Origin of the sequence: Chroococcidiopsis sp. CCALA 051 (genome assembly GCF_003015105.1) — a bacterium.
GTDB classification, from domain to species: domain Bacteria; phylum Cyanobacteriota; class Cyanobacteriia; order Cyanobacteriales; family Chroococcidiopsidaceae; genus Chroococcidiopsis; species Chroococcidiopsis thermalis.
This window is the reverse complement of sequence record NZ_PYCI01000061.1, coordinates 1-22,567: the sequence shown is the minus strand read 5'-3', so window position 1 is coordinate 22,567 and position 22,567 is coordinate 1. Positions and strand designations below refer to the sequence as shown.

The window sequence follows — 22,567 nt, the reverse complement described above, 5'->3', positions numbered from 1 at the left end:
TCACACAAGCTCACCCAACAAAACTGCTTGCTTTGCCCCAGTCACTTGAGGTAAGTTGCCTGGTATGCCTTGTTGTCGCCAGTAGGCTAGAACGGCAAATGCGATCGCCTCTTTAAAATCGGCGCTTAATCCTGCTTCATCTGTTGTTAAAACTGGTATGTCTAGATGAATTTGCAATCGCTGCTTTAAATATAAATTTCGACTACCACCGCCACATAAAAAGACTCGCTCTGGCATTTGCGGTAAAAATGTCCGGTAACTATGCACGATTGACGCAACCGTGAATTCTGTCAAAGTTGCTAGCAAGTCAGCTGGACTCAATTGGTAACTTTGAGCATCAACTAAACATTGTTGTAAGTATTCCCAGCCAAATAACTCTCGTCCTGTCGATTTGGGTGGTGGGAGGTGAAAGAAATCTTGACTGAGCCATTGTTCTACAAGAGGATGACAAGGAGTACCGCTAGCTGCCCAATTGCCATCGCGATCGTAAGTTTGTGCGCCATCAGTTAAGTGCTGGACTGCGAGATCTAATAAAGTATTGGCTGGTCCCGTATCCCAACCTCTGACTTTCTCCTCCCAGTTGACATGACTGCGGGGAGGAAGATAGGCTAAATTTCCAATTCCACCGAGATTTTGGACGCATCGCGCCTCATGAAGGTGACTGAGCAGGTAAGCGTCAACTTTCGGCACTAAAGGCGCTCCATGACCTCCTACAGCAATATCTGCTACCCGAAAATTACTGACTGTTGGAGTATTTGTGAGTTGAGCAATAACAGCCCCGCGTCCTAGTTGAAGGCTGTAGCCGAGAGTAGTAGAGGCGTTGCCCGCAACGTCTCTACTAGTTAAAACGGGTGGTCTGTGAAAAACAGTCTGTCCGTGGGAACCAATTAATTCGGCGGGAGGATGTCCGGCTTGGATGTTTTGAGCAGCTTGAGCAAAACATAGCGCGATCGCATCATCTAAAGCTGCTAATTGAGGTATGGAGATGGCTTCACCTTTACAAGCTGCTAAAATTTGCGATCGCAAATCGGTAGGATAAGGATAAGTGTTTGCCGCTAACAGTTCTACCTGAATATCTTCAGTTCTGCCTGTAATATTTATCAAAGCGGCATCTATGCCATCAACAGACGTACCGCTAATTAAACCAACTACTAAGGTCATTAGTTATCAGTGAAGAAAGGGAGCAGGGAGCAGAGTAATTCTGAGCAACCACCAACCACCAACTACCAACTACTCATTACCCATTACCAGTGCAACTCATCCGAAAGCTATTACCGTATTTATTCACAATTATTTTTATTTTGTTTTTAACAGGATGTCAGCCGCGCTATGGTGCTGCGGCATATTCAGTTAAGCGCGTCAGTGACGGCGATACTATCAGGGTGGTAAACGCTAAGGGCGATGAGTTTACCGTTCGTTTTGCTTGCGTGGATGCACCAGAGATCCCCCATTCTGTCAAAGAAAGAGCGAGCCAAAGCCGTGTAGATGTCGATCAATTTAAATGGGGACTTCAGGCACAGCAGCGGTTACAAAAATTAATTCATCAAGGAGGCGATCGCGTTAATTTAACAATTACAGATAGCGATCGCTACGGGCGAAAAGTGAGTGAAGTGCGTTTGGGTGACGGTACTCTCGTCCAAGAAGTTATGGTGCGGGAAGGACTGGCATTAGTCTACACACCTTACTTAAAAAACTGCCCCAGCGCCGCAGTGGTAGAACGAGCCGCAACCCAAGCACAAGCAAAGCGCCGAGGCGTATGGAGCGATGCTCAATTTGTCACCCCTTGGAAGTATCGCAGTGCCAAAAAGTAAATAACCCCTTGCGCTGATGCTTTAAAAATTACTTTGCGTCTTTGCTACGGACACTTTCTTCAACGGGGGGCGACGAAGTCCGCGATAGCGCCACCCCCGCACGGAAGTGTCCTCGTCTTTGTGTGACACTATCATTAACTTACGATGGCAATTTCACAAACTTCCTAACTCAGCTTAGCCGATCGCTGCTTTTGCCGAGCCACGGGATTAAGCCACTTTTCTAACCAAGAAAATCCTTGAGAAGACAGCAGAGTTAAACACAAATAGACGATCGCTACAGCTGCATAAATCTCAAAAGCGCGATAGTTGGTGGCAACAATCAACTGTCCTTTGCGGAACAACTCTTCAAATCCAATGACCGCTACCAAACTCGTATCTTTAAGTAAAGTAATAAACTCATTTCCCAAAGGTGGTAACATGCGGCGGAAAGCTTGAGGAAAGATGACATAGCGCATAGTTTGAACTGAATCTAAACCCAAAGATTCAGCAGCTTCCGATTGTCCTAACTCAATTGATTGAATCCCCGCACGAACAATTTCAGCAATATATGCCGCGCTATTTAAACTCAAAGCTAACACTGCCGCAGCTAAACGATCCAGAGAAAAATCAAACCCGATTTGTTGAGCGATCGCGGGTAAGCCAAAATAAATCATAAAGATTTGGACTAACAATGGCGTACCTCGAAAAAAATCGACATATGCCCTCGTCACCCAGCGCAAAGGGACGATATGAGAAAGTCGCGCAATTCCGACTAACGAACCACCAATTAATCCCAAAAGGACAGAAAAGGCTGTTAATTGGAGCGTGACTAAAGCACCAGCTAGTAGAGTAGGAATTGCCTGAAAAATAATCTCGAATGCATTAGTCATAATTGCGAGATCCGAGTTTTTTAGTTGGCAAATGGCGATTTCTCTGGCAATTTAGGCGGTTCGGCATTAAACCATTTTTTATAAATTTGAGCATATGTATTATCACCCAAAATTGTCTCTATTCCCTGATTAATTAAAGCTAAGTTAGGAGAATTTTTAGCCGTAGCAATACCGTAAAACTCTTCTGTCAGCAATTGACCAACAACTTTAATCCCTGAAAGGTTAGCATTTTTAATTGCATATAAAGTGACGGGTGCATCGTTAATAACTGCATCCACATTACCATTTTTCAATTCTTGTAAAGCTAAAGGTGCAGAATCAAAACTACTGATTTTCGCCCCTGCAACTTTCTTGGCTTCTTCCGCCCCAGTTGTACCAATTTGAACGGCAATTCTTTTATTTTCGAGACTGACAAAATTCGTAATATCTTGGTTGTCGCTCCGAACCGCGATCGCCAACCCTGCCTTAAAATAGGGACGAGAGAAATCAACTGTTTGCGATCGCTCTTTAGTAATCGTCATGCTACTAATAGCTGCGTCGATCGTTTTTCCCTGTAAAGCGGGAATCAAACCATCAAAGGGTAAACTTTGAAAATTGACTGTAAATCCAGCCGACTTAGCGATCGCATTCATCAGATCGATACTAAACCCCTGCAACTCACCATTTGTACCTTTAAACTCAAATGGCGCAAATGCGGGTTCGGTTCCCACAGTTAATGTTTTCGTACCGCCTGTATCCCCCGTCCCACCAGTACCAGAATTATTACTACCACAGCCAATCGCTAGCAGCAAGCAGCATAAGCTGATAACTAAATACCGACGCAACCACCGGATCGTACTTGTAGCCATTATTTCTTTTCCTTATGCATTTTCTATACTTGCAGTAATGAGTTAAATTTCAGTGAGTTAAACTTCCTTTTATCCCCTTCTACACGAGAGTATTGTGCCATAGAATACATTAAATCAGTTATCAGTCACCAGTCACCAGTGACCAGTGACCGATAGCTGAAATTCGAGCAGACGATAACCGATCTTGGCTCTTGAAGTTGTACTCTACAGCGCAATGAAACCAATAACCGGTAACTGATTACTGGTCACTGGTCACTGTTAAAATACCCTGTAACCAACTCAAACCACTTCCAACGTAGGTATGAATAGTACTACCCCCGCGATCGCATTTGAAGGTGTAGAGAAAAACTTCGGTTCCCTCAAAGTCCTCAAAGGAATTAGCGGTGAAATTTATCGCGGTGAAGTCGTTGCTGTTATCGGTTCCTCTGGTTGTGGCAAAAGTACCCTGCTACGCTGCTTCAATCGTCTAGAAGCCATTAATGGCGGGCGTTTAGTTGTCAATGATATTGATATATCGCGTCCCAATCTCAACCGCAACGTGCTGCGTCAACTGCGATCGCAAGTCGGGATGGTATTTCAACAATTTAATTTGTTTCCTCACCTGAATGTATTAGATAACTTGACCCTGGCACAACAAAAGGTGTTAGGAAAATCTAAAAAAGAAAGCGCCCAACTTGCCGCACAATATTTAGAAAAAGTTGGCTTATCTGAAAAAGCTAACGTTTATCCCGAACAGCTTTCTGGCGGACAAAAACAACGAGTTGCGATCGCCCGTAGTTTGTGCATGAACCCCCAGATCATGCTATTTGACGAACCTACCAGTGCCTTAGATCCAGAACTGGTAGGGGAAGTTTTGCGCGTGATGCAACAACTTGCGGCTGACGGGATGACAATGATCGTCGTCACCCACGAAATGCTATTTGCGCGAGAAGTCGCCAACCGCGTTATGTTCTTACATCAAGGACAAATTGAAGAACAAGGCTCGCCTCGGGAAGTTTTAGTTAGTCCGAGAAGCGATCGACTGCGAACGTTTTTGAGCCGTTTGAATCCCGATCTAGACCATCAATAAGAATTTGAAAATTCAACTGAAAATTCAACCTTGTTTCGTGCCAAATACAGATTCAAAAGTTGACTTCACCGACTCTCTTGCATCCTTGATCGTTTGTGATAGCGGATTTTGCGTCTGCAAAAATACCCTAGCGCAGTTACGCCCTGGCATCCCCGAAATTGAGCCGCCTGGATGAGTTCCCGCACCCGTGAGAAATAAGCCATCAATCGGAGTTCTATAGTTAGCTATTTCTGGCAAAGGACGGAAGAAAACCATCTGATCGAGAGTCATATCAATATGGTAATAATTACCTTTATATGCACCCAATCTTTCACCTAATTCAGCCGGACTTTCTACTCGACGGGCAATAATGGAATCTTTTACATTAGGAGAGTATTCTGCTAGTTTATCGATGATGCGATCGGCAACTTTGTGTTTCAACTCATCCGTCCAACCCGTCCCTTTTAACCCCGTACCTTCTGCCCCAGCAATTTGATATGGTGCAAAAAATTCAATCCAAACTGTATGCTTTCCAGCCGGAGCCATTGAAGGATCGAGCGCTGTCGGCATGACGACATACATAGATGGATTCGCATCGGGAATTTGCCCTAACGTACACAAACTGTGTGCTTGTTCTACATGGCTGACGGAATCGGCGATTAAAATTGAGCCAATTAAATACTCATCTTTGTGTTCGTGATGCTCAAAACATAGTGGTTTATCAATTGCTAGATCGACTTTAAGAATTGTTTCATTATTGTTGACAATTCGACGTTCTAATCTTTCGCGTAAATGCGGTTCGGCAGCATCCAGTTCGCTCGGATCTACCATGTGTAGAAATATTCGCTGAGCATCAATGTTAGAAATAACAGCTTTGTTGGCTCGATATTCTTGACCATTAGCAACTCTTACACCCACAGCCCGACCGTTATCAATTAAAATCTTCTCTACATGCTGGTCGGTAAGAATTTCACCACCCTTACTTTTGACTAGATTCACTAAAGCTTGCACTAATGCACCCGTACCACCACGCGGTCTAGCCATCCCCGGATCGTGACGCATTGCCATCATAATTGCACCAATCCCAAGGGTTTTCTGCGAAGGAGGCGCACCCAGTTCTGATGAGAGCCTAGCTAAGGGTGCTTTTAAAAATTCAGAATCAAACCATTCGTTTACCATGTCCTCCCCACTACTGAGCATGGTACGCACAAAGTCTAAAGTTTTTGAGGGAGAACCAATGACAGAAAATAAATCTTTTATTTTGGTAATGTCATAGTTACCGAGAATATCTAATAATGACTTTGGTGGAGCGTTAAACATCGGAATCATCGCACCGAGCGCCCGTTGCCAATAATCTGTAAATTCAGCATATTTTTCTGCATCTCGTTGACTGTAGCGGGCGATTTCCGCACAAGTCTTTTCAACAGATTTATGACCTAAAAAGTACTTGCCATCTGGATGCGGACAAAAAACCACCGGATCGCAATAAAGATATTCCAATCCGTATTTTTCTAGTTCTAGTTCTTGAACGACTGGTCCAAGGTGAATAAATTCGTGATCGATCGCGCAAAGGTTAAATTTGAATCCTGGTGCTTCTTGAGGTAAGCATTCTTCTGTCGTTGCTGCTCCACCAGGAACAGAGCGCTTTTCCAATAATAAAACACTATATCCGGCTTTTAATAGATAAGCCGCGCACACTAAGCCATTGTGTCCTGCCCCAATGATGACAATATCATAAGCCTGCATATTCTCTACTCCAGCCTCATTATCTCTCTCCGATATTAGGCAGAAGTCAAAGAATATACAATTGTCTGGGGGTAGAAGATAAAGATAAGGGCTATGTTTTACTGCCGCATCAAGTCAATTTCTCTCGCGCGACCGATCGCGCAAAAACGCCAAAGTGTGACAATACGTGTAGCTTTGTAAAAGAGAGGTATACCTAATGGATGACAAAAACTATTCCTTCAAAGGTAGTCCAAATGCAGGTATGGTGCTTTCAATCTTAGCAGTAATAGGTGCTGTGTTGATTTTTGCCCTTGGTTTTAGCAACTAATTGAGTCAAAAATCAAGCGTGGTCAAAATCAATTGTAGGGTGGGCATTGCCCACCGGATCAACTTTTAGCACCCTTGAGTCTCGCACGCCCCAATACTTACCCAACTCGAAGATCCATCTTGCCAGTGTTCTTTTTTCCAGATTGGGGCATTATGCTTTAACGTATCGATCGCATAGCGACAGGCTTCAAACGCTTCAGAACGATGAGGACAACCTACGCCGACTAAAACGCTAATTTCGCCAATTTTTAACTTGCCGATGCGATGGTGAATGGCGACTCGATTCACGTCTTGCCATTGTTGGCGAATCTCCACTGCAATTTGCTTAAAGATCTGCATCGCCATCGGTTCGTATGCCTGATACTCCAACGATACGACTGGTTTGCCGTCAGTTTGATTGCGCACCATCCCACTCATAACGACAATCGCTCCATTACCTGGGTCATCGGCAAGGGCATAGACTGCATCTAAAGACAAAGGTGCAAAAGTTATCGCAAAGCTATCTTCCGATCTCGCTTTGACTGGAGATGAGAGGTAGTTAGTAGTAACTCCCGCGTTGCTCACGTTTTCCTATTCTCTGCGTTCAGAAGGACTGTATTTATTCTAGTAGCAAGTATTCGTAGGGGCGGGTTTTGAGCCAAAATATCCGGCTTGGGACGGTTGTTGGTTGACAGTTGTTGATGAGTGGCTGGTGGAACCGATGACGCTTTGGCTGAAATCTTTTCTAGTCACCAGCCACTAGTCACTAGTCACTCTTTCGGAGACTAGTGGCTGAAATCTTTTCTAGTCACCAGCCACTAGTCACTAGTCACTCTTTACTGATAACTGCCTTTCTTAACTTTTCTCAACAATTTCGTCAGCATTCGCGACTTAGTTTTATATAGATTTTTTATCTATTGGGACAATTGTGTTGTAAAGAGCGATCGCGTATACTAGCTTTTCGGCACTACGATCGCTTCTTTACTTGAGTAATTTTACTCAAAATAATTACTCTCTAGATTTATGTATTTTGTTTGAAAATGATTAAAAATTGTCAAAAAAAATATAACAAAAGTCAAATAAAAACATTACTATAATAAAAGGTTTTTTAGCGTTCCCCATAGCGATTTCGGTAATTCAAAAGCAATATTCACGTATTTGTCATCTATCCAAATAAATAGAGTGGAGTAACAGCATAAACTAGCGATCGCGATCTATTTGCCTCGATCGCTAAGATTCAGAATAGATAACCTGCCAGCAAAAACGGAATCAAAGCTATTTGTTTTTCCAGAGCGATCGAAGGGGAAAAATAATCAAAGAGCGTAATTGAGCGTAGGGAAGAGTATGAAAGCTGTAGCGCCTATAAATGAAGCTATGAGGCTTGCAGCCCTCAATAAATACCAAATTTTAGACACTCAGCCTGAAGCTGAATTTGATAGTCTTACCCATTTCGCTGCTCGGATTTGCGCTACCCCGATTGCTCTGATTAGTCTGATCGATCGCGATCGGCAATGGTTTAAGTCTAAAGTTGGTTTAACCGTCACTCAGACCCATCGCGATTTAGCTTTTTGCGCTCACGCAATCTTACAACGAGATGTATTCATCGTTCCAGATGCTTTGCAGGACGAAAGATTTGCGACTAATCCTCTCGTCACGACAGATCCACAAATTCGATTTTATGCTGGCGCACCATTGGTAACACCGGAAGGTTACGCCTTGGGAACTTTGTGCGTCATCGATTACGTACCGCGAGAGTTAAATCCCGAACAAATTGCCATACTCAAAGTTCTCAGCCAGCAGATCGTTACCCAGTTAGAATTACAGCGCAAGTTAGCAGATTTAACCATAGCTCATACTCAGTTCGATCGCTCAGTTGCAGCTCTGAAACAAGCATCGGCAAAAAATTTGATGCTGGCTCAAGCAATGGCTGCTGTTTCTGAGGGGGTTTTCATTACCGATCCGCATCAGCAAGGGTGTCCGATTGTCTATGCTAATTCAGTTTTCTGCGGCATGACTGGATACCAACTAACAGAAGTATTAGGCAAAGATTGGCGCTTACTTTGTGGAACAGCCACAGATCCGCAAGCGATCGCCAAAATCGAGCGGGCGATCGCTCAAAATACAGAATTGCAAACTACGCTATTAAATTATCGAGCTGACGCACAAACCTTCTGGAGCGAGATAAAAATTACCCCCGTATTCTCAAATACGGGAACATTGCTCTATTTCGTCAGCATTTTAACCGATATTAGCGATCGCGTTACAGCAGCTGCCGCATTGGGAGAAAGCGAATCGATTCTGCGGAGTTTCTATGACAGCGCCTCCATGATGATGGGGATCGTAGAACTGCGCGAAAACGATATTTTACATATTTCTGACAACGCTGCTGCTGCCAATTTTTTCGGCTTATCTCCTCAGATGATGCAGCATCGACTTGCTAGCGAAATGGGAGTACCGCAGCATCACATTCAAACTTGGATCGAACGTTATCGAGAAGCAGAACGCAGCCCAACTCCCGTCAAATTTGTTTATCCCCATCAGACACCAACAGGGAAGAAATGGCTCTCAGCCACAGTTTCGGCGATTACTGGCAGAGAGCATCATGCTCGATTTGCTTATATTGTTGAAGATATTACTGAAAGTAAGCAAGCGGCACAGAAGATTCGTCAACAGGCTGCTTTATTAGATGTCACTACCGATGCCATTTTGGTCAAAGATTGCAGTAGCGATCGCATATTATATTGGAATCGCGGTGCAGAGCGGCTATATGGTTGGACAGCAGCGGAGGCTATAGGCAGGAGTGCATTTGAGCTGTTATACAAAAAAGCATCTTTACACGCCCAAGCTTTGCAAACAGTTCTTCGCACAGGTGAGTGGTATGGCGAGTTAGAAAAAGTGTCGCAAGCTGGCAAAGAGATCGTCGTCGAAAGCCGTTGGACGTTGATGCGCGACGAACAAGGACAACCCAAATCGATTTTATGCGTCGATACAGATATTACTGAGAAAAAACAACTGACAACTCAATTTTTACGCGCTCAGCGATTAGAAAGTATCGGTACTTTAGCAAGTGGTATCGCTCACGATTTAAACAATATTTTGGCTCCAATTTTAATGTCAGCCCAACTGTTGCAGTTGAAAACCTACGACATGCGCAACTTGCAGATTTTACAAACAATCGAGACTAATGCAAAGCGGGGTGCGGCTTTGATCGAGCAAGTGCTATCATTTGCTCGTGGGGTTGAAGGACAACAAACAGTTTTACAACTGCGACATTTATTAGCAGAAATCAAACAAGTTATCAAAGAGACTTTTCCTAAGTCAATAGCAGTTTATACAGATATCGCCCCAGATTTATGGGCGGTGGCTGGCAACGCTACGCAACTGCATCAAGTGTTAATGAATTTGTGCGTCAACGCTCGCGATGCAATGCCGAATGGTGGAGTTTTAAAAATTGCGGCTGAGAACTTGTTAGTAGACGAACACTATGCAAGGATGCATTTAGAAGCAAAGGCTGGTGCATATGTTGTCATCACCATTGCAGATACAGGAATGGGCATGTCAAAAGCAGTGCAAGAGAGAATTTTTGAGCCGTTTTTCACAACCAAAGACATTGGGAAAGGTACTGGATTAGGACTTTCTACCGCAATTGGAATTGCCAAAGGACACGGGGGATTTATTCAAGTCACGAGTGAGGAGAAAAAAGGAACTCAATTTCAGGTGTATCTACCTGCAAAAGAGGCTGAAGAACAGCCACGATCGCCCGAACGAGAAATTCCATTTGGTCATGGAGAATTGATTTTAGTTGCAGATGACGAAGTAGCAATTCGCGAGATTATTAAAACTTCTTTAGAAGCACATAATTATCGAGTCCTGACTGCGGTTGACGGGATTGATGCGATCGCAATTTACGTGCAACATCGCTCGGAAATTAGCGTGGTGATGGTCGATATGATGATGCCTGCAATGGATGGTGTCACGACGATTCGCACGTTACAAAAACTGAATTCTGAAGTCAAAATTATAGCTACAAGTGGGTTGGCAGCGAACGATAAATCGTTGGCGGCTGTAGGCGATCGGGTTAAGGCATTTTTGGTCAAACCCTACACTGCTCAAGAGTTACTGAGAACTATTCGCCAGTTGTTGGATACAGAATAGCTTTGGTTATTTTAAAATCAAATAGATTTAAAATTAACTATATTTGACAAGATTGAAAAAAATCTCGTCAGTTGAGGAGCGTATTTCTATTGAACAGTCACAAAAGTTCTAAACATCCAGTTTTATTACTAAATTCAATCTTACTAGGTGTATTATACATAGCGATCGCGATCGTCGTGCATGGTAGTACGAGTGTAACTTTTGGACATAAAATCGCGATTTTTTTTGGTGATAGTATTACGTATGGTGACGGTGCATCAAACAGTAGTCATCGCTGGTCTACCTTAGTAACAAATGCTTTGAATCTGCAAGAAGATAACCAAGCAATTTCGGCTACAGTTTTACAAAATACTGTTCCAGTTTTAGCAAATAACGGTCGCGATCGCTATCAGCAAGATATCATTCAGCGCTCTCCTAATTATGTTTATATTCTCTACGGCTTAAACGATCTGCGCTACAACGGAGCTAATTTTTCGACAATGAACTTTCAAAATGATTTAGATGAAGTAGTAGCGGGACTAATTTCAGCTGGAATCCCTCCCAGTCATATTGTTATTGGTTCTCCCCCTTACATAAATCCTACTGGTTATTCTCTCTACCCGCCCTATAATGCAGGTTCTACTACAAAACATCGGCAATATCGGGATGCAACCAAAGCGATCGCGCGGCGATATCATACTAAGTGGGCAGACGTTTATCAGTACATGCTCAATCGTGGTGCTAGTACTTTAGTTAGCAACGATTTCATTCATCCTAATGATTTCGGGCATCAAGCCATTAAAGATGCAATGTTGAAGGCAAATTGAACTCGTGATGAGCTGAAAGTGACGGCACGACTAGTTACTATTATCGAGAGAATTCACTAATTACTGTCGATCCGACTAAAATTTCTCCTTCTGGGATACCGATTAGAAGGTAACAACTAATTTTCACTCTAATTTAGATGTAATAATTTCAATTGGACGCAACACTTTTTCATCTAAATAAAATCCTTTGCGGACAACTTTTGTAATAGTTTGATCTGCCAAATCAGTGCGTATTTCTCGCTCTACCACACGACACAAGTTAAAATCTGGCTGTGTTCCTTCTATTTCTATAGTAGTAACTTGACGTTTTTTTAGAATGTTGAGAAACTTACATTGGACTGCTCCTAAAGACTTAGGTAATCGCTGAATGAATTCTGAACTTGGAGTAGAGTTATTTGCTAGGTAATCGAGCAATACTTCTAGAGTATCTCCAACTTCTAATAATTCTAAAAACAGCTCTTCATTTACCGCTGCTGCTATAGTTTTTTGTTCTCGCACTGACTGTTGCAGTAAAATATTTTGCTTTTTTAAAGTGCTAATTTCTTGTGCGAGTAAGTCGCGTAAGTCTTGCGTAAGGATATAAGATTGAACTGCATCAGACATGGGAATTCCTAAATAGTAATAGTATCTTGTTGTTCTAAGCCTATGCTGGGAGCTGAAGAATTATTTGCTAAATCAAAGCGATCGCTACGATGGATATTTCTATCATTTATATTTACTTCCAAAGGTAGTTGCTCTAAGCTTTCCTCGGCAGATGCTTGCGCGATCGCTCCATCTAGTTCGTCAAATTCTGATAATAGCTCTAACTTTGGTAGTGGCTGTTCTAAGGCAGATAAGTCACTATACTTGAATCTTTTAACAGTAGGTAAAATCGGACGTAAATAATCAGCAATAATACGTTCTTCAGCTTTCATCAGGCTTTTTTGAGCTTTGGCAATGACATCTACGGGATATTGTTTGCGCTTCATTGCCATTGCCACTGCCTTAGTAATTTCAGCTTTTGAGGCAGATGGTGAAATACCTAAAATATCGTATGGATTGATTGAATTAGGATTTAGATTTTTATTCATTAAGCTTCTTCTAGAAGTATTTAACTTTTCACGTAGAGCGGAGCGAGACATTTCTGAAGATTTTTCACTTAGCTGCGTTTGCCATCTCTTAATACGGTATTCTCATTAAGCGATACACTTCTTGAAATGCAGGTTCATTAGGGCAGATTTCATAAGCCCAGCGTCCTAGTTGTTTTATAACCGTTATTTCTTCATAATTTAAATTATCTTTACTAACATTTTTAATAGCAATTTCTAGAAAAAATTCGGCAACGATGTAACGAGCTCGCTCATGACGCGATCGCTTAGCTCGACTAACCATCTCTTCAAATCGATGATTCTTGAACAACCTATCAATTTCTTCAAGTTCTTGTTGTAGCTCCAACCTTTCAATTATTTCAATTAAAATCGGATTTTGTTCGTCAATTTGCTGGGCTATTCGCAGCTCTTGCAATGCTTTTTGTAAAGATATCTCTTCATTTACTAGCTGGGTTCTAATGTGTTCTGCTCTATACTCAACCAGATAGCTTTTAGCAGGTGAGCTACCTAAAAGATCGTACCAAAATAGAGAAAAGTCTATATGCTCATTAAAGTCTATAATTGCTTGGCGCTGAATTCCACATAATCTGTCAACTTCTGCTTGCCACTCAGTTGTAGCTTTAATTTCTGCTTGTGCTTGTTTGAGTGGAGAAATTGCTTGCTTCCATTTTTGTTGCTGTAATAGATAGCATCCTTCATGATAAGCTATAAATCTCTGAGCAAATAATTCTGCCTCTATTTTTGATTTAATAGAAGGCTTAAGCTGTATTGCTCTTTGAATGTCTCCTTCCATACAAGCAGCGACAGCTAATCCCCAAGGCGTGTAGAGCGATCGCCGGATATCCTGGCTCAAATTAATAGAACCTATCCATTTGGATGCTATCTGCTTAGAATAACGCTCGTAACAACCAGGTGTAACAAAAATATCATTCATTTTCATACCTTTTGTTGGTGGCTGACCTATTAAACGCAAGGCTGTTACCTCCAACCGATAGCGATCGCGTAGTTTCAAGTACTGAGTAATATCTCTATCCTTAGTAGCATCAATTGCTTCTTCTAGCCTTCGCAGTAAATCTGAAAAAACTGAATCATAATCAACTTGTTGATTACCCAACCAAGGGATATTTTTTAGAGCTGGATCTTGGTGTATATTTGCTAATGCTGTTGATAAAGCAACAATCAAATTTTGTAGCGAATCAAACTCTTGCGCTTCTGGCAGCTTAGCTAAGGCATAGTAGTAATTTGCAACCACCCAATTGTGCAAGGAAGTAAAATTAGGCTTTGTAAGCCAGGCTTGCTCTGCTGTATCAGCAATAGCTTTCCAGTCTGAATTTTGCCAAACATCTGTTTCTATTCGCGGCAGAATATAGTGATCGAGATTTTCCTGAACTAATAAGTTAGAACCAAATTTTTGCACAAATGCCGTACTCGTTGCCATAGCATTATCTAAATTTTCAGCCTTAACTAGTTGCTCAATATTTTGGATGGCTAGTAAACGTTGTCTTTGGGCTAGACTTTTGAGCAGCTCTTTTTGCGATTCAATTGCTGTATGAGTGGAAGACTGCCACTCTCTATGGGCTTGCTGTAAATCTCCTTGTTTAGCGTGGACAAATCCGCGCAAGTAAGCAGCTTGTTCTCCAGATAAGTCATTCAAATGAGATAATGCTGTCTTCCAATCCCCTATCTTAATTGCCACAATTCCTAATCGAATTTGGCATTCATTAGGCTCACTTAAAAGGGTTTTTGCCTCTTTATACATAAGTGTTGCCTCTTGAAAAGCACCAAGTTTCTCAGCACTCAGTCCCGCCCGAAACTTTTCTCTGCCTTTGATAGTGCATTTTAACTGCTTTAGTAATTCAATTCCATCTGGGCGGGGAAAATTAGTTAAAGCAGATTCCAAAAGCGCGATCGCTGCTCTTAGTTTTCCTTCTTGAGAAGCTTGGTGAGTTTGCCTTAGTACAGTTTCATAGGCTTCTTCTTGAATAACTTTAGACGAACAAAATTTTAAGGCAGTCTCAACTGTAGTAGTTTGGTATAGCTGCTTAGCCTCAAAGTACGTTTTGACGGCTTGCTTAAACAAGAGCTTTTTTGCCTGATCTTCTGCACTCGCCACGATAGACTGAAATTTTCGCCGCCGTAAAATTTCTCGTTCGCATTCTTTAGCAGATTGAATAAAAGCCTCATCATATATTAGTTGATTACTTTCCTGAAATAAAGTAAGTGCCTCGCTTAAGAATTGTATTTCTAAAGGATTGGCTGTATCCTTCTCCAGTAGAGATTTAGCACGATTAGCTAGTGTGTCAGCCTCAAAAACTTTCCGAATCCACTCATCCTGCTTTATTTTTACATGCTCTAAAAAATCGCCTATAGCAATCTCTTGAACCCATTGCCTTGCAAACGACCCATTCCATAACCAAGACGTGAGTATTTCCTCCGTAATTTTAGCTGCCTCTCGGAAATGTTTTATTTGAGCCTTTAGCTCTGCTTTTTGGAATTCCTGCTTGGCGATAGCAGCTTTGTCAAAGACTTCCTTAGTCTTCCAAGCATTATCTATAAACTTACCAAATGCATCAAAAACTCCCACGACAAGCCTCCTCACGTTTCGGAATAAGTAGCAGTTCTCCAATTACTAAAAAGTTTTCTCTTCCTGTGAGCTTCGGATTAGCTTCAACTAGAGAATTCCATAAAGCAGCATTCCCATAGAAGCGTTCAGCAATTTTTGATAGTGAGTCTCCAGGCTTAGTAACATAATGAGTTGGTTGTGAAGTCTGCTGTGAATATTCGACAGGTTTACGTGTGAGTAATGAGGGCGTTGGATCAGCACCCTTAACAACAGGACTTGGAGAGTTGATAGTGGTAGTAAGTAACTGTGCCGGATTGAAGAATAGAAAACTACTTAGCGTTCCTAAACCAATACCCATAATTAAAATTATTAGAGCGGCTCCCACTTGCCATCCAGTGATTTTGCGAGTTGCTAACGAATTTAATGTGGGAAGTTCCGCGAGCGATCGCAACAAGGAAATATCGGTATCGCAGTTAGGACAACTATTACCAGCAATTTCTTTATATCCGCAGACGGGACAATTTAGGAGATGCGTCATCGCGTTAGCCCTATAGCTATGCTGTTTTTGGGTGAATCTTGCTTGAGCCAATGACCCACATCGGGTTGAAGTTCTTGCCACAGGCGATCTACTTCACGTCCATTTTTGTCTTCTAGGGCGCTCACCATCCGCGAAAGCTTGTCAGCCATTGCTCTAGCTTGCGTTGGCGCAGTGGCATTTGCTCGACCAATCGCCTCTCGACACGCACTGACTAGTTGTACTTCATTAGGTAGGTTGCCGAGTTCCCGTTCTGCATCCTCTGATAGCGACTGAATTGCTGATTCGTTATTCTTCTCAATTGCCTCTTCTAGCTGTGTTGCTAGCTTCTGCAATCGCTGCTGTTGTTCTTGAGGAATTAGAGAACCACAAAGCTGAATTACTCGTCGGCATTCACTAACTAAATACTCAGCTTCCAATCGCTCCTGTGACATGGATACTTGGAATTTCTTCAAATCGTCTTGGGCGCGATCGCGAATATCGGCGAGTTCTTCTCCCGTTCTGCGATCGATAATTTGATTTGCTTTGTTCACAACGGGTACTGCTAGCTTGAGAGCTTCTTCAACTCCATAAGCGGTTAAATTCATTTCATTGAGATTGGCGATCGCTTGCTTAAGATCCCGATAGACTTTTTCATCCGACCGACCGCGAGAGAATGTACAACTGACACTCACTGAAGGATCGTTTTTCAACGTTGCCCGAATTTTCAGATCGTTATTTTTTTCATCCAGTTCTAAATTGACGAGAATTTCTGTACCGCTTGGATAGTGTTGGTCTAAGCTCAACCACATTTCTCCGATAGACTCATCTCGATCTATGCGATCTAGCTCAGCTCTCACCTCGTCAGGACTAAAAAACTCAAAGTGAATAAGGCGCTGTCCGTCCGCCACCGTTTTAAAGGTGTGTGAAGTTGCCACCGGTAAGATGTCACCTTGGCTAATCACCTTGTGCCTGAGATTTTTCTGCTGGGAATCTTCTAGCTTAATAAAGTAGTTGCGAGACACAGTTCCTACTTTGTCTGTAAGTCCTGCGGCAACGATAGCCGCACCTTCTGCCACTCCAGTCATCGGGCGGGGGTGAACGACTACCTTATCAGCGCCAAATGCTTCTTTAATTTTGCGTTGCACGTAGGGAATTTGAGAAGAACCACCGACCAATAGCACTACGTCTACCATATCTGGTGGATACTCTGACTTTTCCAATGCTTGATGGCAAATTTGGATCGATCGCTCTACCAAAGGTGCGATCGTTGCCTCAAAGCGATCGCGCGTCAGTTCTATATCGATATCGATGGTCATGCCCAGTTCATCAATTAAAGGCGGTGGTGTAATCCGAACTGAAGTAGATTTGCTCAAGTCAATCTTCGCTCGTTCCACAGCAATTTTCAGGTCTGCATGAAATCTCACTCGTTGATAAAAGGGCATTTTGACAATCAAGCTGTCCACATCCGCTAGCCCTTCTTGACGAGCAAATTCTTCTTTCACAAACTGGATAATTTGAGAGTCGATATCATCTCCTCCCAACCATAAATCTCCCGCTTTCCCGTGTTCGATAAACTGCGTTCCGGCAGCTACGATTAACGAAGCATCGAACGTTCCTCCGCCAAAGTCATAAACTAAAATTGTTTTGACATCCCCACCATCGGCACTATAACCGTAGGAGATCGCTGCTGCGGTAGGTTCTGCTAGTAGTTCTAGGGGAGTTAAACCAGCTCTTAAGGCAGCGGTACGGGTAGCTTGACGCTGCTTGTCATTAAAGTAGGCAGGGACGGTGATGACTGCTTGGTTAATGACCTCTCCTGCTTTACCGATTCCCTGAAGATAATTTTTAGTATTTTGTACGACTTTTCTAAGAATTTCTGCTGAGATATCCTCTGGCTGATATTCTTTTCCCCCTAGCCAAATTGCAATTCCGTTTTCCGTCCCTTGCGTCGGCTCGGTAATTTTGTAACTACAGTGAGACTTTTGTTGTTGTACGGCTGAATCGCTAAAACCGCGCCCCATTAGACGCTTGATGGACGTAATTACATTTTCAGGATCGGCTTTTAATTGGTTGTATGCTTTCTCTCCGACTAAAAGCTTTCCTTGCTCTGAAGCCACCACCGATCGCGTCAGCTTTCTATCTGGAGGTGAATTGTCCTCAGCTGTAATTACTTCCACATCAGCCAACTTAAAAGCTGCAACAGAGTTGGTTGTTCCCAAATCTATCCCAATAGCTTTACCCATAACTTATTCCTGGTTTAATTAATATACGAATTCTTCTTTAATTACTGGCACATCCATTTGTTACTAGAAGGGCAGCAACAAAGGATCGAAATTCAATCTAGGTTGAACTTATTACTCCCTTGAGAAGAAGAAAGAACAACATATACAGATAGTGCGTGTAATTTCTTTAACTACGATTAATACAGACCCAATAGGTAGATGGCTACAGCAAAATTACACAGAGTTAAGTAACAGCAAAATTACGGATAATAGATCGAGGTAGCGAAAGCTAAAATATGCACTCGAAAACAATCAATTCTTACTTAAGATAGGTGATTTACCAATTTTTGAATACTATCTCTAAGTGCTTATCCTTACTGACTTATAGCTGAAGCCTTAATCATCACCTGCAATCCAAATCTCTGCCTCTGCAACATTAATAATTGCACGATATTTTCTGAGAAAATCTATACCTAGCAACCCATCCACAAATGCATTTGCCGGAATTGTGTAGGCAACTACAGGAAAGTTCTCAATTCGTTGTCTTAAACAGTTAAACCAAGGCACGGCAACAACTGGAGCTGAGATCGTACTGCTTGCTGCTGTGATAATTTGCCTCCGTAAAGGTCGCTCTAGCTGGCATCCTACCAATTGTAAAACTCTAGTTGGCAAGGTGGTAAAGCTAGCGCCAGTATCTATAAGTAAACGCACTTTAACAATACTACTGCCATCTCGATTCCCGACAGCAACACGTAACCACAGCAGATCATCCCAACGATTTACGTGATATAGCCTCTGTTTGCTCACAGCATAACTGCCCATTCTGGGGGAGGAGTACCTATGTACTCAATAGCTAGCGATCGCCCTTGAAAATCTTTCAGTCTGTCGTATACTTCATCTCGATTAACAGAGTGAACTAGCACTTCACCCCGCACAACCCGCATATTTTCGTCCGATTCATGCTCGGCAATCAATACCCACTTTCCTGCGTAGCGATGCTGCATTTCCTCAAAAGTTATAATTTCTGGGATTGTTTCTGGCACGCTTCCAAGTCCGGTTACTGAATAATTCGATCGCATTTTAACTAAAAAAATAAGGTGGGCAATGCCCACCCTACAAATTTAAATTAACTTAAACTAATTACTCGGCTGCTTGCGGCAACAACTCTTTGCGCTCTTGCGATAACACTTTTACATTACCAGTGTCATCGACATCTACCACAGCTTCATCGCCTTCTTTGATGCGACCGGACAGAATTTCTTCTGCCAAGCTATCTTCTAACAGGCGCATGATGGCGCGGCGTAATGGTCTAGCACCATAGCTGGGGTTGTAGCCTTCTTCTACCAAGCGATCCTTGAATCGTTCGGTAACTGTGAGGGTAATGCCCTTCTCAGTTAAGCGTCCGAAGACTTCCTTGAGCATGATATCGGCAATTTCTTTCACCTCTGCCTTACTCAACTGACGGAAGACGATGATTTCATCCAAGCGGTTGAGGAACTCTGGACGGAAGTATTGCTTCAACTCTTCGTTCACCAAGGAACGAATGCGGTTGTATTGAGTTTCGGCTGCATCTTCCGAGGAGAATTCAAAGCCGATTCCACCGCCACCTTTTTCAATTACCTTAGAACCAATGTTAGAGGTAAGAATGATCAAGGTATTCTTGAAATCTACTGTACGTCCCTTGGCATCTGTTAACCGCCCGTCTTCCAAAATTTGCAATAGCATGTTGAAGACATCGGGGTGTGCTTTTTCAATTTCGTCGAATAGCACGACGGTATAAGGACGACGACGCACGGCTTCTGTTAACTGTCCGCCTTCGTTATAACCGACGTAACCAGGAGGCGAACCAATTAATTTAGAAACGGTGTGCCGTTCCATGTACTCAGACATATCCAAGCGGATCATCGCATCTTCGGAGCCGAAGAAGTAAGCCGCCAAAGATTTCGTTAACTCGGTTTTACCAACCCCAGTAGGACCGGAGAACACGAAGCTAGCGATCGGACGGTTGGGATTCTTCAAGCCGACACGGGCGCGGCGAATTGCCTTAGAAACCGCTCTAACAGCCTCTTCTTGACCGATCAAGCGCTGGTGCAGGGTGTCTTCCATGTGCAGCAGCTTTTCAGACTCGGATTCGGTCAGCTTGTTGACTGGTACGCCAGTCCAAGAAGCAACGATTTGAGCGATATCTTCTTCCGTGACTACGGGAGAGTCATCACCCTCGCTCTTAGTAGTACCTGTTTTGGATTGAGCGATCGCTCGAATTTCTGCTCTTAGTTCCATTTCGCGATCGCGCAGTTCTCCCGCCCGGTCGAAATCTTGAGTGCGTACAGCGTCGTCTTTTTCTTTCAATACTTGACGCAGTTCTTTATCTAATTCCTTCGCTGCTGGGGGTAACTGAGAGTTAATTAACCGTACCCGCGAACCTGCTTCGTCGATTAAGTCAATGGCTTTGTCTGGCAGGTAGCGATCGCTAATATAACGGTCGGACAGTTTGGCTGCTGCTTCTAGCGCCGCATCGGAGATTTTCAGCTTGTGGTGCTGCTCGTAGCGATCGCGCAGTCCGAAGAGAATTTCAATAGTTTCATCAACGGAAGGTTCGCCCACCATCACGGGTTGGAAGCGTCGTTCTAGGGCTGCATCCCGCTCGATGTGCTTGCGATACTCATCAAGGGTTGTTGCACCGATACATTGCAATTCACCCCGCGCCAAAGCTGGCTTCAGGATGTTTGCTGCATCGATCGCCCCTTCTGCTGCACCCGCACCGATCAGGGTATGCACCTCGTCAATTACCAAAATCACGTTCCCAGCAGAACGGATTTCGTCCATGATCTTCTTCAGGCGCTCTTCAAATTCACCTCGATATTTCGTACCTGCTACGAGCAAGCCAATGTCGAGGGTGACGACGCGCTTTTCTTCCAAAATGTCGGGTACGTCTTTGTTGGCGATCCGAGAGGCTAAACCTTCAGCGATCGCGGTCTTACCTACCCCTGGTTCCCCGATCAGCACGGGATTGTTTTTCGTGCGCCGACCCAGAATCTGAATCACGCGCTCGATTTCTTTTTCACGACCGACTACAGGATCGAGTTTGCCTTCTCCTGCCATTTGGGTCAAATTGGAACCGAACTCGTCCAATGTGGGGGTCTTGGTGCGTCCAGACTGGGAGCCTGCCGAAACTTCAGCCGTTTCTCCCAACATGCGAATTACCTGAGTGCGTACCTTCGATAGGTCAACTCCCAAGTTTTCCAACACTCTAGCCGCTACGCCTTCTCCTTCACGGATCAGACCCAACAGGAGATGCTCAGTGCCAATATAGTTATGACCTAATTGGCGAGCTTCTTCTAAAGATAGCTCCAGAACCCGCTTCGCTCTTGGGGTGAAGGGAATTTCTACAGCTACAAATCCCGAGCCGCGTCCGATAATTTTCTCTACTTCGATCCGGGCATCTTTGAGATTGACACCCATCGTTTTGAGGACTTTAGCTGCTACGCCCGTGCCTTCTCCAATCAGACCCAGGAGGATCTGCTCTGTGCCTACGAAGTTGTGACCCAGGCGGCGAGCTTCTTCCTGGGCCAGCATGATCACCTTAATTGCTTTTTCTGTGAAGCGTTCAAACATGGCTGTATTCCATCACCTGAGTCGTGCCGGTACGCTGATTTTAGCACATGCTAATTATCTGGCTGTCTATTGATATTACCGACAACCAGCTCAGGATTCACCTACTGCGAGCGCAATCTTTATCTTTTGTTAATAGTTTTTTAATCCACGCCTACTTTGCAATCCATATCTAAGAGCGTCACTACGCCATCGAACCTGGCAAAAACCGCCTTATGCAGCCAAAATTTTTGCCTCAACTCAGAAGCTTCGCTTATCTGCTGTCATTGCTGCCCTTGACTCAGCCTGAAAAAGCGATTGCTTGTCGCTTTTAATTCGGGATAAATCCATCAGTATTTCAGCCGCGTAATTGCTTCCAACCAGAAATTATGTGGATAAAATCAGTCATTTGTCAAGCTTTTTAGCTCAAATTTCTTGACTCTGGGCGGGTAATCTCTAGTTTTTGAACGTTTAAGCTGAAACCAGATTGTTGGAGGCGATCGCTTGCCAGATCGTGCCAGCCTGTCAACTTAGCTTGAAACTCCGGTTGTTGCAACCCACTCTGCCACAGAATTAGGGCATCTTCATTCGTATCTTTGTAGTATCGTCGCCTGCGCCCAGCTAGTTGAAAACCAAATTTGCTGTAAAGAGAGATAGCTGGTTGATTAGATTCCCTCACTTCCAGAGTCGCTCGTTCCAAGGCGCGATCGCGTGCAGCCTGCATCAATCCCCAAAGCAATGCTTGTCCCAAACCTCGTCCCTGATAATCGGGATGAACCGCCAGCAAGGTAATGTGAGCTTCATCTAAAATTGCCCAGAAACAGCCCATTGCTAGGAGTTGGTAATTGGTAGTTGGTAGTTGGTAGTTGGTAGTTGGTAGTTGGTAGTTGCCCACCTGCTCACCTGCCTCCTCGTCCTGGTTGTCCTGATTTTTTTCCAGAAATAATCCTAGTAACTCGCTATTGGGGCTATCTATTTCGCGTTGATAGGCTTCGAGAGCTGTCTCTTATACACATCT

17 protein-coding genes and 1 pseudogene are annotated in these 22,567 nt (G+C 43.4%); 4 read left to right on the top strand and 14 right to left on the bottom strand.

All coding sequences use genetic code 11. The annotated features are described in order from the left end of the window. Positions 1 to 1,161 carry an anhydro-N-acetylmuramic acid kinase gene (locus C7Y66_RS16160; protein ID WP_106546379.1) on the bottom strand — a complete coding sequence of 387 codons (1,161 nt, stop codon included), beginning with the start codon at positions 1,159 to 1,161 and terminating at the stop codon, positions 1 to 3. Positions 1,162 to 1,250: 89 nt separating this feature from the next. On the opposite strand from C7Y66_RS16160, the gene C7Y66_RS16155 reads away from it, so the two are divergent. Further along, positions 1,251 to 1,811 carry a thermonuclease family protein gene (locus C7Y66_RS16155; protein ID WP_106546378.1) on the top strand — a complete coding sequence of 187 codons (561 nt, stop codon included), beginning with the start codon at positions 1,251 to 1,253 and terminating at the stop codon, positions 1,809 to 1,811. A 164-nt stretch (positions 1,812 to 1,975) separates the two neighbouring features. Here C7Y66_RS16155 and C7Y66_RS33430 read toward each other — a convergent pair. Next, positions 1,976 to 3,528, bottom strand: a pseudogene (locus C7Y66_RS33430) (ABC transporter permease subunit). Positions 3,529 to 3,829: 301 nt separating this feature from the next. On the opposite strand from C7Y66_RS33430, the gene C7Y66_RS16145 reads away from it, so the two are divergent. Continuing rightward, entirely contained in the window at positions 3,830 to 4,597 is a 768-nt protein-coding gene (locus C7Y66_RS16145; protein ID WP_015157375.1) for an amino acid ABC transporter ATP-binding protein, read from the top strand. A 24-nt stretch (positions 4,598 to 4,621) separates the two neighbouring features. On the opposite strand, the gene crtO is transcribed toward C7Y66_RS16145, so the two are convergent. The 3 genes from crtO to C7Y66_RS32995 form a co-directional block, all read right to left on the bottom strand. Continuing rightward, positions 4,622 to 6,322 carry a beta-carotene ketolase CrtO gene (gene crtO, locus C7Y66_RS16140; protein WP_106546377.1) on the bottom strand — a complete coding sequence of 567 codons (1,701 nt, stop codon included), beginning with the start codon at positions 6,320 to 6,322 and terminating at the stop codon, positions 4,622 to 4,624. A 372-nt stretch (positions 6,323 to 6,694) separates the two neighbouring features. Next, a complete protein-coding gene (locus C7Y66_RS16135) occupies positions 6,695 to 7,192 on the bottom strand; it encodes a molybdenum cofactor biosynthesis protein MoaE (protein ID WP_106546376.1) in 498 nt (165 codons plus the stop codon). A 39-nt stretch (positions 7,193 to 7,231) separates the two neighbouring features. Then, positions 7,232 to 7,360, bottom strand: a complete 129-nt coding sequence (locus C7Y66_RS32995) for a hypothetical protein (protein WP_255409997.1) — start codon at positions 7,358 to 7,360, stop codon at positions 7,232 to 7,234. Positions 7,361 to 7,951: 591 nt separating this feature from the next. Between C7Y66_RS32995 and C7Y66_RS16130 the strand changes: the two genes are divergently transcribed. Next, on the top strand, positions 7,952 to 10,762 hold the full coding sequence (locus tag C7Y66_RS16130; RefSeq protein WP_106546375.1) for a PAS domain S-box protein: 2,811 nt from the start codon (positions 7,952 to 7,954) through the stop codon (positions 10,760 to 10,762). Positions 10,763 to 10,851: 89 nt separating this feature from the next. Then, entirely contained in the window at positions 10,852 to 11,568 is a 717-nt protein-coding gene (locus tag C7Y66_RS16125; protein WP_158265938.1) for an SGNH/GDSL hydrolase family protein, read from the top strand. A 123-nt stretch (positions 11,569 to 11,691) separates the two neighbouring features. On the opposite strand, the gene C7Y66_RS16120 is transcribed toward C7Y66_RS16125, so the two are convergent. The 9 genes from C7Y66_RS16120 to rimI all read right to left on the bottom strand — a co-directional run bounded on the left by C7Y66_RS16120 (position 11,692) and on the right by rimI (position 22,525). Beyond that, positions 11,692 to 12,171 (bottom strand): nucleotide exchange factor GrpE, encoded by a 480-nt coding sequence (locus C7Y66_RS16120; RefSeq protein ID WP_106546373.1) that lies wholly within the window; start codon positions 12,169 to 12,171, stop codon positions 11,692 to 11,694. Between the two features lie 8 nt (positions 12,172 to 12,179). After that, positions 12,180 to 12,638, bottom strand: a complete 459-nt coding sequence (locus tag C7Y66_RS16115; RefSeq protein WP_199197469.1) for a hypothetical protein — start codon at positions 12,636 to 12,638, stop codon at positions 12,180 to 12,182. Between the two features lie 88 nt (positions 12,639 to 12,726). Continuing rightward, a complete protein-coding gene (locus C7Y66_RS16110) occupies positions 12,727 to 15,240 on the bottom strand; it encodes a peptidase M, neutral zinc metallopeptidase site (protein ID WP_106546372.1) in 2,514 nt (837 codons plus the stop codon). Continuing rightward, complete coding sequence (locus C7Y66_RS16105; protein ID WP_106546371.1) at positions 15,227 to 15,757, bottom strand: LysM peptidoglycan-binding domain-containing protein; 531 nt, start codon at positions 15,755 to 15,757, stop codon at positions 15,227 to 15,229. The genes C7Y66_RS16110 and C7Y66_RS16105 overlap by 14 nt, the downstream gene beginning before the upstream one ends. Next, entirely contained in the window at positions 15,754 to 17,979 is a 2,226-nt protein-coding gene (locus tag C7Y66_RS16100) for an Hsp70 family protein (RefSeq protein WP_106546370.1), read from the bottom strand. Before C7Y66_RS16100 ends, C7Y66_RS16105 begins: the two co-directional genes overlap by 4 nt. 375 nt (positions 17,980 to 18,354) lie before the next feature. Beyond that, the gene (locus C7Y66_RS16095; protein WP_106546393.1) at positions 18,355 to 18,765 is read right to left on the bottom strand and encodes a retropepsin-like aspartic protease; all 411 of its coding nucleotides are present in this window, start codon (positions 18,763 to 18,765) and stop codon (positions 18,355 to 18,357) included. Further along, a complete protein-coding gene (locus C7Y66_RS16090; protein ID WP_199197468.1) occupies positions 18,762 to 19,001 on the bottom strand; it encodes a hypothetical protein in 240 nt (79 codons plus the stop codon). Before C7Y66_RS16090 ends, C7Y66_RS16095 begins: the two co-directional genes overlap by 4 nt. A 97-nt stretch (positions 19,002 to 19,098) precedes the next feature. Then, a complete protein-coding gene (locus tag C7Y66_RS16085) occupies positions 19,099 to 21,573 on the bottom strand; it encodes an ATP-dependent Clp protease ATP-binding subunit (RefSeq protein WP_015157369.1) in 2,475 nt (824 codons plus the stop codon). 397 nt (positions 21,574 to 21,970) lie between these two features. Next, a complete protein-coding gene (gene rimI, locus C7Y66_RS16080) occupies positions 21,971 to 22,525 on the bottom strand; it encodes a ribosomal protein S18-alanine N-acetyltransferase (RefSeq protein ID WP_370143944.1) in 555 nt (184 codons plus the stop codon). Between the last annotated feature and the right edge of the window lie 42 nt (positions 22,526 to 22,567).

Coding starts and splice junctions, on each gene's coding strand:
- C7Y66_RS16100 (WP_106546370.1), bottom strand. CDS start 17,979: ATGGGTAAAGCTATTGGGATAGATTTGGGAACAACCAACTCTGTTGCA.
- C7Y66_RS16120 (WP_106546373.1), bottom strand. CDS start 12,171: ATGTCTGATGCAGTTCAATCTTATATCCTTACGCAAGACTTACGCGAC.
- C7Y66_RS16145 (WP_015157375.1), top strand. CDS start 3,830: ATGAATAGTACTACCCCCGCGATCGCATTTGAAGGTGTAGAGAAAAAC.
- C7Y66_RS16105 (WP_106546371.1), bottom strand. CDS start 15,757: ATGACGCATCTCCTAAATTGTCCCGTCTGCGGATATAAAGAAATTGCT.
- C7Y66_RS16160 (WP_106546379.1), bottom strand. CDS start 1,161: ATGACCTTAGTAGTTGGTTTAATTAGCGGTACGTCTGTTGATGGCATA.
- C7Y66_RS16085 (WP_015157369.1), bottom strand. CDS start 21,573: ATGTTTGAACGCTTCACAGAAAAAGCAATTAAGGTGATCATGCTGGCC.
- C7Y66_RS16130 (WP_106546375.1), top strand. CDS start 7,952: ATGAAAGCTGTAGCGCCTATAAATGAAGCTATGAGGCTTGCAGCCCTC.
- C7Y66_RS16115 (WP_199197469.1), bottom strand. CDS start 12,638: ATGAATAAAAATCTAAATCCTAATTCAATCAATCCATACGATATTTTA.
- crtO (WP_106546377.1), bottom strand. CDS start 6,322: ATGCAGGCTTATGATATTGTCATCATTGGGGCAGGACACAATGGCTTA.